This window comes from Pseudomonas sp. FP603, from assembly GCF_030687415.1.
GTDB classification, from domain to species: domain Bacteria; phylum Pseudomonadota; class Gammaproteobacteria; order Pseudomonadales; family Pseudomonadaceae; genus Aquipseudomonas; species Aquipseudomonas wuhanensis.
Window position 1 is genome coordinate 926313 of sequence record NZ_CP117431.1, and the last position, 13409, is coordinate 939721.

Annotated in this window: 12 protein-coding genes and 1 pseudogene; 12 read left to right on the forward strand and 1 reads right to left on the reverse strand. The window is 59.6% G+C overall.

Annotated features, from left to right (window positions below):
• Nucleotides 1-39: 39 nt before the first annotated feature.
• The 5 genes and pseudogenes from ribF to ispH all read left to right on the forward strand — a co-directional run bounded on the left by ribF (nucleotide 40) and on the right by ispH (nucleotide 5860).
• Nucleotides 40-990: a bifunctional riboflavin kinase/FAD synthetase gene (ribF, locus tag PSH65_RS04355; RefSeq protein ID WP_007901886.1), complete on the forward strand. Its 951-nt coding sequence runs from the start codon at nucleotides 40-42 to the stop codon at nucleotides 988-990.
• Nucleotides 991-3817, forward strand: a pseudogene (gene ileS / locus PSH65_RS04360) (isoleucine--tRNA ligase). It begins immediately after the preceding gene.
• The gene (gene lspA / locus PSH65_RS04365; protein ID WP_305425080.1) at nucleotides 3810-4322 is read left to right on the forward strand and encodes a signal peptidase II; all 513 of its coding nucleotides are present in this window, start codon (nucleotides 3810-3812) and stop codon (nucleotides 4320-4322) included. The pseudogene ileS and the gene lspA overlap by 8 nt, the downstream one beginning before the upstream one ends.
• Before the next feature lie 7 nt (nucleotides 4323-4329).
• Entirely contained in the window at nucleotides 4330-4767 is a 438-nt protein-coding gene (gene fkpB / locus PSH65_RS04370; protein WP_305426937.1) for an FKBP-type peptidyl-prolyl cis-trans isomerase, read from the forward strand.
• Between the two features lie 145 nt (nucleotides 4768-4912).
• Entirely contained in the window at nucleotides 4913-5860 is a 948-nt protein-coding gene (gene ispH / locus PSH65_RS04375; RefSeq protein WP_008008700.1) for a 4-hydroxy-3-methylbut-2-enyl diphosphate reductase, read from the forward strand.
• Here the strand turns inward: ispH and PSH65_RS04380 are convergent.
• Nucleotides 5829-6386, reverse strand: a complete 558-nt coding sequence (locus PSH65_RS04380; protein WP_305425081.1) for a GspH/FimT family protein — start codon at nucleotides 6384-6386, stop codon at nucleotides 5829-5831. The genes ispH and PSH65_RS04380 overlap by 32 nt on opposite strands.
• 131 nt (nucleotides 6387-6517) lie before the next feature.
• Here PSH65_RS04380 and PSH65_RS04385 point away from each other — a divergent pair, with 131 nt between their 5' ends.
• From PSH65_RS04385 to thiO, 7 genes are read left to right on the forward strand one after another with little or no spacing between them, the layout of a single operon-like run.
• On the forward strand, nucleotides 6518-6991 hold the full coding sequence (locus tag PSH65_RS04385) for a GspH/FimT family pseudopilin (protein WP_305425082.1): 474 nt from the start codon (nucleotides 6518-6520) through the stop codon (nucleotides 6989-6991).
• The gene (gene pilV / locus PSH65_RS04390; RefSeq protein ID WP_305425083.1) at nucleotides 6988-7437 is read left to right on the forward strand and encodes a type IV pilus modification protein PilV; all 450 of its coding nucleotides are present in this window, start codon (nucleotides 6988-6990) and stop codon (nucleotides 7435-7437) included. Before PSH65_RS04385 ends, pilV begins: the two co-directional genes overlap by 4 nt.
• Entirely contained in the window at nucleotides 7434-8147 is a 714-nt protein-coding gene (locus PSH65_RS04395; RefSeq protein ID WP_305425084.1) for a PilW family protein, read from the forward strand. The genes pilV and PSH65_RS04395 overlap by 4 nt, the downstream gene beginning before the upstream one ends.
• An 11-nt stretch (nucleotides 8148-8158) precedes the next feature.
• Complete coding sequence (locus PSH65_RS04400) at nucleotides 8159-8638, forward strand: PilX N-terminal domain-containing pilus assembly protein (RefSeq protein WP_305425085.1); 480 nt, start codon at nucleotides 8159-8161, stop codon at nucleotides 8636-8638.
• Complete coding sequence (locus tag PSH65_RS04405) at nucleotides 8625-11741, forward strand: pilus assembly protein (protein ID WP_305425086.1); 3117 nt, start codon at nucleotides 8625-8627, stop codon at nucleotides 11739-11741. The genes PSH65_RS04400 and PSH65_RS04405 overlap by 14 nt, the downstream gene beginning before the upstream one ends.
• A gap of 14 nt (nucleotides 11742-11755) precedes the next feature.
• Entirely contained in the window at nucleotides 11756-12157 is a 402-nt protein-coding gene (locus tag PSH65_RS04410) for a type IV pilin protein (protein WP_305425087.1), read from the forward strand.
• 58 nt (nucleotides 12158-12215) lie between these two features.
• The gene (gene thiO, locus PSH65_RS04415) at nucleotides 12216-13316 is read left to right on the forward strand and encodes a glycine oxidase ThiO (protein WP_305425088.1); all 1101 of its coding nucleotides are present in this window, start codon (nucleotides 12216-12218) and stop codon (nucleotides 13314-13316) included.
• The last annotated feature ends 93 nt before the right edge of the window (nucleotides 13317-13409 follow it).

Genomic DNA, 13409 nt, shown 5'->3' on the forward strand with positions numbered 1-13409 from the left:
GTGGTTATAATCGACCACTTTATGAGCAAGAAGCGCGTTATGCAGCTGGTTCGAGGCCTCCACAACCTGCGCCCCCAGCATCGGGGCTGTGTCGCCACTATTGGCAACTTTGACGGTGTTCACCGTGGTCACCAGGCTATCCTGGCCCGGCTGCGTGAGCGTGCGCTCGAGTTGGGCGTGCCCAGCTGTGTGGTGATTTTCGAGCCGCAGCCGCGAGAATTCTTCGCCCCGGACACCGCCCCGGCCCGACTGGCCCGCTTGCGGGACAAACTGCAACTGCTGGCCTTAGAGGGTGTCGACCGGGTGCTGTGCCTGGCGTTCAATCAGCGCTTGAGCAAACTCAGCGCCAGCGAATTCGTCGATACTATTCTGGTGGACGGCCTCGGCGTACAGCATCTGGAGGTCGGTGACGATTTCCGTTTCGGCTGTGACCGGCTAGGGGATTTCGATTTCCTGCAACAGGCTGGCGTCCTTCAGGGGTTTACCGTTGAAGCGGCGCAGACCGTCGAGCTGGACGGTATTCGTGTCAGCAGCACTCAGGTGCGTAACGCCCTGGCCGCTGCAGATTTTGCCTTGGCCGAGCGGCTACTCGGTCGTCCGTACCGGATTGCCGGGCGAGTCCTGCACGGCCAGAAGCTGGCGCGCCAGCTCGGTACGCCGACCGCCAATATACAACTCAAGCGTCGTCGTGTGCCGCTGTCCGGGGTTTATCTGGTCAACGTCGACATCGACGGCAAGACCTGGCCAGGCGTCGCCAATATCGGTGTGCGGCCAACGGTCCAAGGTGATGGCAAAGCCCACCTCGAAGTACATCTTTTGGATTTTGCCGGCGATCTGTATGACCGGCGTTTGACGGTGGTTTTCCACCACAAGCTGCGTGAAGAGCAGCGTTTCGCCTCTCTGGAGGCGCTTAAGACGGCGATCAATGCGGATGTCGCCGCCGCCCGTGCCCTGTCGCACCTAGCGCCAATCGCTAATGAAGAGCCTTAAATGACCGACTATAAAGCCACGCTAAACCTTCCGGACACCGCCTTCCCAATGAAGGCCGGCCTGCCACAGCGCGAACCGCAGATTCTGCAGCGCTGGGACAGTATTGGCCTGTACGGTAAGTTGCGCGAGATTGGCAAGGATCGTCCGAAGTTCGTACTTCACGACGGTCCTCCGTACGCCAACGGCACGATTCACATCGGTCATGCGCTGAACAAGATTCTCAAGGACATGATCATCCGCTCGAAAACCCTGTCGGGTTTCGATGCGCCTTATGTTCCGGGCTGGGACTGCCACGGTCTGCCGATCGAGCACAAAGTCGAAGTGACCCACGGCAAGAACCTGGGCGCGGACAAGACCCGCGAACTGTGCCGTGCCTACGCTACCGAGCAGATCGAAGGCCAGAAGTCCGAATTCATCCGTCTGGGCGTGTTGGGCGACTTCGCCAACCCGTACAAGACCATGGACTTCAAAAACGAGGCCGGTGAAATCCGCGCCCTGGCGGAAATCGTCAAGGGTGGTTTCGTGTTCAAGGGCCTGAAGCCTGTGAACTGGTGCTTTGACTGCGGTTCGGCCCTGGCTGAAGCCGAAGTCGAGTACGAGAACAAAAAATCCGCGACCATCGACGTGGCCTTCCCGATCGCTGATGAGGCCAAACTGGCTGCCGCGTTCGGTCTGCCATCGCTGGGCAAACCTGCTTCGATCGTGATCTGGACCACCACCCCGTGGACCATCCCGGCCAACCAGGCGCTGAACGTTCACCCGGAATTCAACTACGCCCTGGTCGACGTCGGCGACAAACTGCTGGTGCTGGCTGAAGAGCTGGTCGAGTCGTGCCTTGCCCGTTACAGCCTGGAAGGCTCGGTCATTGCGACCGCCACCGGTAAAGCACTGGAACTGATCAACTTCCGCCACCCGTTCTACGATCGTCTGTCGCCGGTTTACCTGGCTGAATACGTCGAACTGGGCGCGGGCACCGGCGTGGTTCACTCCTCTCCAGCCTACGGCGTAGACGACTTCGTGACCTGCAAAGCCTATGGCATGGTCAACGATGACATCCTCAATCCGGTGCAAAGCAACGGCGTGTACGCGACATCGCTGGAGTTCTTCGGCGGCCAGTTCATCTGGAAGGCCAACCCGGCCATCGTCGACAAACTGTCGGAAGTCGGCGCGCTGCTGCACACCGAAACCATTGAACATAGCTACATGCACTGCTGGCGTCACAAGACCCCGCTGATCTACCGCGCCACCGCGCAGTGGTTCATCGGCATGGACAAAGAGCCTGCGACCGGCGAAACCCTGCGCAAGCGGGCGATCAAAGCTATCGAAGAGACCAAATTCGTTCCGGCCTGGGGCCAGGCGCGTCTGCACTCGATGATCGCCAACCGTCCGGACTGGTGCATCTCCCGCCAACGCAATTGGGGCGTGCCGATCCCGTTCTTCCTGAACAAGGAAAGCGGCGAGCTGCACCCACGCACCGTCGAGTTGATGGAAATCGTCGCCCAGCGCGTCGAAGTCGAAGGCATCGAAGCCTGGTTCAAGATGGACGCCGCCGAGTTGCTCGGTGAAGAAGCGCCGCTGTACGACAAGATCAGCGACACCCTGGACGTCTGGTTCGACTCGGGCACCACGCACTGGCACGTCCTGCGCGGCTCGCACTCGATGGGTCACGAGACCGGTCCACGTGCCGACCTGTACCTGGAGGGTTCGGACCAGCACCGCGGCTGGTTCCACTCGTCGTTGCTGACCGGTTGCGCCATCGACGACCACGCCCCGTACCGCGAGCTGCTGACCCACGGTTTCACCGTCGACGAGTCCGGTCGCAAAATGTCCAAGTCTTTGGGCAACGTGATCGCGCCGCAGAAGGTCAACGACACCCTGGGCGCCGATATCATGCGTCTGTGGGTCGCTTCTACCGACTACTCGGGTGAAATGGCGGTTTCCGAGCAGATCCTGCAACGCAGTGCGGACGCCTACCGGCGCATCCGTAACACTGCGCGCTTCCTGCTTTCCAACTTGACCGGTTTCAACCCGGCCACCGACATCCTGCCAGCCGAAGAAATGCTCGCTCTGGACCGTTGGGCCGTGGATCGCACCCTGCTGCTGCAACGCGAGCTGCAAGAGCACTACGGCGAATACCGTTTCTGGAACGTCTACTCCAAGATCCACAACTTCTGCGTGCAGGAATTGGGCGGTTTCTACCTCGACATCATCAAGGACCGTCAGTACACCACTGGCGCCAACAGCAAGGCCCGTCGTTCGGCGCAAACCGCGCTGTACCACATCTCCGAAGCGCTGGTGCGCTGGATCGCGCCGATCCTGGCGTTTACCGCCGATGAGCTGTGGCAGTACTTGCCGGGCGAGCGTAACGACTCTGTGATGCTCAACACCTGGTATGAAGGCCTGACCGAATTGCCGGAAGGCTTCGAGCTGGACCGCGCCTACTGGGAGCGGATCATGGCGGTGAAGGTCGCGGTCAACAAGGAAATGGAAATCCAGCGCGCGGCGAAGGCCGTCGGTGGCAACCTGCAAGCCGAAGTGACGCTGTTCGCCGAAGATGCGCTGAGTGCCGATCTGGCCAAGCTGAGCAACGAACTGCGCTTCGTGTTGATTACCTCGACTGCCACCGTTGCGCCGTTCGTGCAGGCGCCGGGCGATTCCGTGGTCACTGAAGTTGGCGGCCTGAAGCTCAAAGTGGTCAAGTCGAGCCATGCCAAGTGCGCCCGTTGCTGGCACTGAAGACGTTGGCGCGAACCCGGAGCATCCGGAAATCTGCGGTCGTTGCGTCGACAACATCAGCGGCGCAGGCGAGGTTCGTCACTATGCCTAACGCCGTTGGCCGTTTCGGACGGCTGAGCTGGCTCTGGTTGAGCTTGCTGGTCCTGGTCATCGACCAGGCCAGCAAGTTCTACTTCGAAAGCTCGCTGAGCATGTACCAGCAAATCGTGGTGATCCCCGATTACTTCAGCTGGACCCTGGCCTACAACACTGGCGCGGCGTTCAGTTTCCTGGCTGACAGCTCCGGCTGGCAGCGCTGGCTGTTCGCCCTGATCGCGGTGGTGGTCAGTGCGGTGCTGGTGGTCTGGCTCAAGCGCCTGGGGCGCAACGAAACCTGGCTGGCAGTCGCTTTGGCGCTGGTGCTGGGTGGCGCGCTGGGTAACCTGTACGACCGCATTGCCCTGGGCCATGTGATCGATTTCATTCTGGTGCATTGGCAGAACCGCTGGTATTTCCCGGCGTTCAACTTTGCCGACAGCGCAATTTCTGTCGGTGCCGTGATGCTTGCACTGGATATGTTCAAAAGTAAAAAGACCGGAGAAACCGTTCATGACTGAACAGGTATTGGCTGAGCAACGCATCGGCCAGAACACGGAAGTCACCTTGCACTTTGCATTGCGTCTGGAGAACGGCGACACCGTCGACAGCACCTTCGACAAAGCCCCGGCGACCTTCAAGGTTGGCGACGGCAGCCTGTTGCCAGGTTTCGAAGCGGCGCTGTTCGGCTTCAAGGTCGGCGACAAACGCACCCTGACCATCGAGCCGGAAAACGCCTTTGGTCAGCCGAACCCGCAAAACGTGCAGATCATCCCGCGCTCGCAGTTCAAGGATATGGAGCTGTCGCCTGGCTTGCTGGTGATCTTCAACGATGCGGCCAATACTGAGCTGCCCGGTGTGGTAAAAGAATTCGATGACACCCAGGTGACGATCGACTTCAACCACCCGCTGGCCGGTAAAACCTTGACCTTTGACGTCGAGATCATCAACGTCAAAGCGCTGTAACTTGTGGGAGCGAGCCTGCTCGCGATGGCGTCATCACATTCAACATCAATGTTGACTGACGCACCGCTTTCGCGAGCAGGCTCGCTCCCACAGTAGTTTTTTCACTGTTTTCGCTATCTCTTGCGCGCAAGACACGAGGCACAGCATGCAAATCAAACTCGCCAACCCCCGTGGCTTCTGCGCCGGTGTGGACCGGGCGATCGAAATCGTCAACCGCGCCCTGGAAGTCTTCGGGCCGCCGATCTACGTGCGCCACGAAGTGGTCCACAATAAATTCGTCGTCGAAGACCTGCGCGCCCGTGGGGCGATCTTCGTTGAAGAGCTGGATCAGGTGCCGGATGACGTGATCGTGATCTTCAGCGCCCATGGCGTTTCCCAGGCCGTGCGCACCGAAGCCGCTGGCCGTGGCCTGAAAGTGTTCGACGCTACCTGCCCGCTGGTGACCAAGGTACACATCGAAGTCGCGCGCTACAGCCGCGACGGCCGTGAATGCATCCTCATCGGCCACGCCGGTCACCCGGAAGTCGAAGGCACCATGGGCCAGTACGATGGCAGCAATGGTGGCGCGATCTATCTGGTCGAGGACGAGAAAGACGTGGCCGCTTTGCAGGTGAACAACCCTGAAAGACTGGCTTTCGTCACCCAGACTACCCTGTCCATGGACGATACCAGTCGCGTGATCGACGCCCTGCGTACTCGGTTCCCGGCCATCGGCGGTCCGCGCAAGGACGACATATGCTACGCCACGCAAAACCGTCAGGACGCCGTCAAGCAACTGGCGGACGAATGCGACGTGGTGCTGGTGGTCGGCAGCCCGAACAGCTCCAACTCCAATCGCCTGCGTGAACTGGCTGAACGCATGGCCACCCCGGCCTATCTGATCGACGGCGCCGAAGACCTGCAAAAGAGCTGGTTCGACGGTGTCGAGCGGATTGGCATCACCGCCGGTGCCTCCGCTCCGGAAGTACTGGTGCGTGGCGTAATCCAGCAATTGCAGGCCTGGGGCGCCACCGGGGCTGATGAGCTGGCCGGCCGCGAGGAGAACATCACCTTCTCCATGCCTAAAGAGCTGCGCGTGCGTTCGCTGCTTTAACACTTTTCGCCTTTCGACACAGCGCCTGCTCAGCCTTATCGTTGGCCAGGCGCACTCGACCGCTCGCCGCCAGCACCACCTGGAGCTGGCTGACCGGCTCGCGAGCCGAGCAAATATGTAGCGTTCCTGCCTGAAACGCCCGCCTGGGCATCAGCGGTTGGCCCAGACTGCTGAACCGCACAAAACGCCTGACCCACCAATTGCCGACAATCGGCGTCCGCGCATCACTGGCGCGCTCGACCAGCAGCGGATTACTGCTGTCTTCCGGCCCTTTGCCGCTGATGTCCAGAATGATTCGCCAGCCCTGGCTCCAATCGCCGTTGATGCCATGAATGACCACGCTCTGGTTTCGGGTGATGGCCAGGGTTCTGGCGTGCCGGATTCCACTGATCAGCGACTCGGCTGCCTGTTGCCGATGGTTCGATTCGGTAAGCGCGGCAAATGCCGGGCTGACCAGTTGCAGAACAATCCCGACAATTGTCAGTCCCATGAGCAGTTCGATCAGGCTGAAACCTTGCTGATGCATGTCATCTCCCTCCCTGGAGTGCTGCGGCCCGCACGATCCCTGCGCGAGTAATGGCAAAACAACCGTACATCCGCCGGTCGAATGTTCTAGCGTGTAGAAGCAGGTATAGCCGACGGCAACGGAGGGCACCGATGGATCATCGTACAAAAGGTTTCACGCTGATCGAGCTGCTGATTACGCTCGCCGTGTTTCTGATCCTGATCAGCCTGGCTGTTCCGGCGTTTACCCGCTCGGTGCAAAGCACCAAGGCCGACACCGAGATCGGCGACCTGCAGCACGCGCTCAATTACGCCCGCCTTGAGGCGATCGACCGGGGCATTACCACCCGGGTTCGTCCGACAGCAGGAGGGAGTGTCTGGACTGGCGATCTGACCGTTTATGACGGTACTGGCAATTCGGCCAATGTATTGCGGGTTGTTCCAGCGATGAGCAGTGGTGCAACTCTGACGCTAACCTCAGGAGTGACCGCCATTGATTTCAACAACCTGGGCGGTTTGTCGGCGCCGTCCACGGCAGTCGTGATCAGTTATGCACTGGGGGCACAGAGCAGGACGCTGAATGTGTGTTTGAACGGACGAATTCTATTGGGTGGAAGTTGCGGATGAGGGGTTGGAGCAAGCGTGCACAGGAGGGCATGACGCTGATCGAGGTACTGGTCGCGTTGTTGGTCCTGGCCGTGGGGTTGTTGGGCGCGGCGGCGATTCAGCTCAATGCGCTGAAGTACACCGACAGCTCGCGGATGACCAGCCAGGCGAGTTTTATCGCCTACGACATGATGGACCGCATTCGTGCCAACTCCGGCGCCGATTACACCGTCACGCCACCGACCTCGGGCAACCTGAGCGTGGCCCGGGATCAGGACCTTTACGACTTCACCAGCAACATCGTCAATTTCGGCGGCGCCACGGCAACCGGTAGCATCACTCGCAATCAGCGGGTGTATACCATCACCATTGCCTGGGACGACTCGCGGGCCGCCAATACCGCGGACTCGCGCCGCAGTTTTGTCCTCACCAGTCGCGCCACCGTTGATCCGGCGACGACACCATGATCAGAGCCAGCAAAGGTTTCGGCCTGATCGAGTTACTGATCGCCCTGGCGTTGAGTCTGGTCGTGGTTCTGGGCGTGGCGCAGATATTCATCGCGGCTAAAAACACCTACGTCAGTCAGAACACCGCCGCCGGCATGCAGGAAGATGCACGGTTCGTCCTGAGTAAAATGATTCAGGAAATCCGCATGGTCGGCATGTTCGGTTGCCTGGGCACGATTGTCGACGCCAGCTCGGCAGGGAATTTCAATGCCAGTCAGATCACGCCGATCAGTTGGGACAATGCCAATCTCAAATTAACGCTTGTCACCGCCGATGTCGGCGGCAGTGGCGGTGCGCCAACCTGGACAGTAGTTTCGGACTGTCGCAACACCGCAACGGCCTACACCGGACTAAGAACGCCGACGTCTGGGCAGTTGGCATTTCCGATCCGGCGATTGGTCTACAGCTTCAGCAACAACCAACTGCTGATGGGCTCCGGTGCCGGCACACCGACGCAGCAGGTGCTGGTGAACAATGTCAGTGCGTTCAATGTGAGCTTCGGCCTCGCCAGTTCAGCCACGGATACGGCTGCCTCCACCTACAGCAGCAACCCATCCGATCCGGCACGAATCCGTAGTGTGCGACTCACGCTAACGCTGAGCGACCCGAACAACCGGGTACACGAACAAACCTTCAACGTGGTTGCCGCCTTGCGCAACCGGTTGCCATGAGGGGAGGGCCGATGAGTATTGCTCCCATGATCCCTCACGCCCAGCGCGGCATGGCGCTGTTGGTCAGCCTGGTGTTTCTCCTGGTGCTGACGTTGATCGGGCTTTCATCGATGCAGAGCGCCACGTTGCAGGAAAAAATGGCCAGCAGCGTGATCCTGCGCAACCAGTCATTCCAAGGCGCCGAAGCGGCATTGCGAGTCGGCGAAAGCGCGGTGCAACTGAACACCTATTCATTGCCGGTTTGCAGCGGTACCAGCCAATGTGCGCCGCCCACCGAGGCGTCGATCATTACCGCCGCCGGGTTCAACTCCACCTCGGGGGTGACCTGGATCGCCTCCGGCAGCGGCTTTTACGGGGTGCAGAACATCGGCACCACCCTGACGGCCGTGAACGTGCCAAGCAACACGTCGGCAACGCTGTACCGGGTGACCGCCGTGGGCATCGCGGGCAATTCGCGCAGTGTGGTGGAGAGTGTCTATGCGAAGTACTGAGGCCCGCACAGGCTGGCGCCATTGGATGTTGCAGTTGTTCTGCGGCGCGGCGTTGAGCCTTTATCTGACAGCGCCGACCTATGCCTTCACGCCCTCGGATTCGCCGTTGTTGAACGCCGCCGCCGTGGCCCCCAATGTAATGCTGTTACTCGACGACTCGAAGAGTATGAACAGCATTATCTGGGCGCCAGGCTTCGACCCGACGGTCCCACGCCCCCCGGTGACTATTTGCCTCTCCAATGGTTCGTGCAACAAAGGCCGTGAGCTTGGTACGGCCGATGGCAATATTCCCTTGTCGAGTTTGACTCATGGAACATGCTCGAAGGCCGGATGGTACGGTTTTTATAAAAGCGCCGGTCTGGATGCGCTTTGCCTGAAACTTCCCGATCCGGTAGGGAGCGAGGACACGCTTTATACGGCGAATTACCTGTCCTATCTGATAAGCCTGGCCAACAACTCCGAGCGGGATTTCACCGATGGTTCGATTCCCAATGATTACCGGATGAATGTGGCGCGCAACGTTTCCAAGGCGTTGGTGGCCAGCAACCGCTCGCTGCGCGTCGGTCTGTCGACGTTCAACCTGGCGGTCGGCAACCATAAGAATGACGGCGGTTATATCGTTCGTACGGTCAGTGATTTGTCGGCCGTCAGCGGCACCGTGACCTCGGCTCAGGCCGATGCCAACTACAACGCATTGATCGCTGGAATCGACGAACTGAGCGCGCAGGCGAATACGCCCCTGGCTGAAGCCTATTACGAGATCACCCGCTATTTCCGTGGCATGGCGCCATACAACAACTCGACGCCCAACACCTACACCAGTCCGATTCAGTATCGCTGCCAGAGAAATTACGGTGTGGTGATCACCGGTGGTTTGCCGACCTTCGACCACACCTTTCCGACCGACGATCCGCTGGGTGGCAGCGCGTTACCGAACTGGGACGGTATCAGCAGTAACGATGGTGCCAACCGCTTCGGCGACAATGAGGGCGATACCCTGTTCCTGGATGACATCGCCAAGTTCGCCTTCGACATCGACATGCGCTCCACGGGGACCGATGCCACGGGAAAAAGCTGGGATGCCCTGGATTTTCCCAAGCAGAACATGAATACCTATACCGTGGGTTTCACCGCGGCAAACCAGATGTTGTCGGACGCAGCGACCTATGGACAGGGAAGGTACTACCAAGCGACCGACGGCACGGGATTGAACAGCGCACTCTCTTCGGCTCTGAGCGACATCACCGCCAAGGCCGGTTCAGGTGGCAGCGGCGTTACCAGCGGCACGACCCTGACCAGCAACTCAACCTACTTCCAGACCACCTACGACCCCAAGGACTGGCGGGGCACCATCAAGTCCTTTGGCTTCACATCGGCGGGCGCGGTTAACACGGACGCGGTGCTATGGACGACCGATACCACGATTGTGCCCGATGCCACTGCGCCGACCTACCAGTCCTGGAATACCCTGACCAACGCCGCTGTCACTCTGGCCTACGGCAATTTTTCCCCGGCCCAGCAGACTTCCCTCAGCCAGAGCTTACCCATCGGCATCACCGGCAGCGATCTTGTAGAGTGGAGCAAGGGCACCCACAAAACCGGGTTGAAAGCGCGTAGCGTGTTGCTCGGCGATATCATCAATTCGCCCCTCGTGCTGGCCGCGCCCACGGACCAGACCGCGTCCGATCTGGTGGGCGACACCACCTACAGCAGCTACCTGGCCACCAAAGCCGCCAATATGAATGCCAGCCTGGTGGTGAACGCCAACGACGGCTTTGTAAATGTCATCAACTCGGCCAACGGTGTCAGGCGTTATGCCTACATGCCTTCCAGCGTGCTGCCATCATTGCGCTATATCGCTGATCCCACCTACATCAACGGTGTAAGCCACAAGTTTTTGGTCGACGGTCAGCTCGGTGTGTTCGATGCTCAACTCGATAACGCCTGGAAAACCCTGGCGATTGGCGGAACCGGGGCGGGCGGAAAAACGTTCTATGCGCTGCAACTGTTCGACGCCTCAGCCGGTAACGTGATCAGGGCGTTATGGGAAATCAGTGCGCCGGCCACGGCCAGTGCGGCGAACGTTTTCAATGATCTGGGTTATGCCTATGCGCGCCCGGAAGTGGCACGCTTGGCCGATGGTCGCTGGGCTGCGTTCATTTCCAACGGCTATGGCAGTCACTCTGGAGTGGCAGCGCTGTATGTGGTGGATATCCGCGATGGCTCGCTGATCAAGAAAATCGTGGTCGATAGCACGGAAACCACCAACGGCTTGTCGTCGGTGAAGCTCAGGGTCAACTCACAGAATGTAGTGCAGGCCGCCTATGGGGGGGACCTGAAAGGACGGTTGTGGAAGTTCGATTTGAGTGGCACCACCGCCGATACCTGGGGCGTAGCGTTTTCCGGCAAGCCGTTGTTCACCACCGCAGGCGGTGCAACCCAACCGATCACTGTGCAGCCGCTGCTCGCCGATCACGCATCGGGCGGTAAGCAAGTGTTGTTCGGTACCGGCAAATTAAATGAAGCCGCCGACAAGACCAACAAGGATCTCCAGGCGTTCTACGCAGTATGGGATGCAGAAGGAGGCGCGGGTCAAATCACGGTGTCCAGTTTGCAGGCGCAGGCAGTGACCGGCGTTTTTTCGGATAGCACCGGGCAATTCATCACCACCAGCCAGAACGAGGTGACTTACCCGGCAGAGAAAGGCTGGTACTTGCCGCTGATATACAACAACGCGCTGACGGGAGAGCGGGTGATCAATCAGGCCACTTTAGTCTCGGAGCGAATCGTTTTTACCACCGCCAGTATGGACACCACGGACCCCTGTGCCGGCTTCGGCAGCGGCAAACTGGTCGAACTCGATGCGTTCAGCGGTAAGATGCTCAATTACGCGGTGCTCGACACCAATGCCGACGGGGAGGTGGACAGCACTGACACGATTTCCAGCGGGGTGATCTTCACTGGCGGCATCCCGACTCTGAACGCGGTGGTCAACGATGCCTCCCGCAAGATTGTGAACGACTCCGGTGGCGGCATCAGCACACTGGTAGAAAAATCCGGTGGCGGCAGCGGCCGTCGCATCATGTGGCGACAAATACAGTAAGCGAGAGTTGAGGCATGCGCAGATCCAACCAAGGTTTTACCCTGATCGAAATCATGATAGTGATAGCGATCATCGGGATCGTCATCACCATTGGCTATCCAAGCCTCACCGAGTATGTAAAAAAGGGGCGCCGTACCGAAGTGGCTGGTCTGCTTTCCGAACAGGCACAGATCCTTGAGCGCTTCTATTCGAAGAATAATGTCTACACCAATGCCACCGGCCTGAGCGCCGGCAATGATTTCTATACCATCACTCCGACCCTGACCGATCAGACCTTTCTGCTGACGGCCACACGTAAGGCCGGTTCGAGCATGGCGAGCGACAAGTGCGGTGATTTCACTCTCACCAATACCGGCGTCAGAAACATGGTCAATGCGACGTCCGGCCTGACCACCAAGGATTGCTGGGGGCGCTGAGTTTCTTCTTTTCGGGCGCCCTTTGCGCCTTCTGTCTATTGAACGGTTGGATCAGAACATGAGCAGGCAACAGCAAGTGGTGATTGTCGGTGGCGGGGTGATTGGCCTGCTGACGGCGTTCAATCTCGCGTCCGAAGTGCAGAGCGTGGTGCTGCTGGACCGTTCGAATGTCGGTCAAGAGTCGTCCTGGGCCGGAGGCGGAATCGTTTCGCCCCTCTACCCATGGCGCTACAGCCCGGCGGTCACTGCGTTGGCTCATTGGTCCCAGGATTTTTATCCACAGCTGGCGGAACGCCTGTTCGCCGCCACGGGTGTCGATCCTGAAGTGCACACCACCGGGTTGTACTGGCTGGATCTGGATGACGAAGCCGAAGCGCTCGCCTGGGCCAAACGGGAAAACCGTCCGCTGAAGGCTGTGGATATCTCTGCGGCCCACGATGCGGTGCCGGTATTGGGCGCCGGTTTTTCGCGGGCGATCTACATGGCCGATGTGGCCAATGTGCGTAATCCACGGCTGGTGAAATCTCTCAAGGCAGCGTTGCTGGCGCTGCCGAACGTGACGATTCATGAGCAGTGCGAAGTCAGCGGGTTTATCCATGAAGGCGCTGCGGTGGTCGGGGTACAGACCTCGATGGGGGCCATTGCGGGTGATCAGGTGGTTTTGACGGCAGGGGCCTGGAGCGGTGACTTGCTGAAAAGCCTGGGCCTGGAGTTGCCGGTCGAACCGGTCAAAGGCCAGATGATTCTCTACAAGTGCGCGGCGGACTTCCTTCCAAGCATGGTCTTGGCCAAGGGGCGTTATGCCATTCCCCGGCGCGATGGACACATTCTGATCGGCAGTACGCTGGAGCATGAAGGCTTCGACAAGACGCCGACCGACACCGCGCTGGAAAGCCTGAAGGCCTCGGCGGTGGAGTTGATTCCGGCGCTCGCGGATGCCGAGGTGGTGGGGCATTGGGCCGGGTTGCGGCCAGGGTCGCCGGAGGGGATTCCCTATATTGGCCGGGTGCCGGGATTTGACGGGCTCTGGCTCAACTGCGGGCATTACCGCAATGGGTTGGTGCTGGCGCCTGCGTCGTGTCAGTTGTTTGCGGATGTGATGCTAGGGCGGGCGCCGATTATCGATCCTGCGCCGTATGCGCCGGCCGGACGTATCTGACAGAAGATCAAAAGATCGCAGCCTTCGGCAGCTCCTTGTACCGGTTCGATGTCCAGCCGCAATATTTGTGGTGAACGCGATCAATGGAGGAGC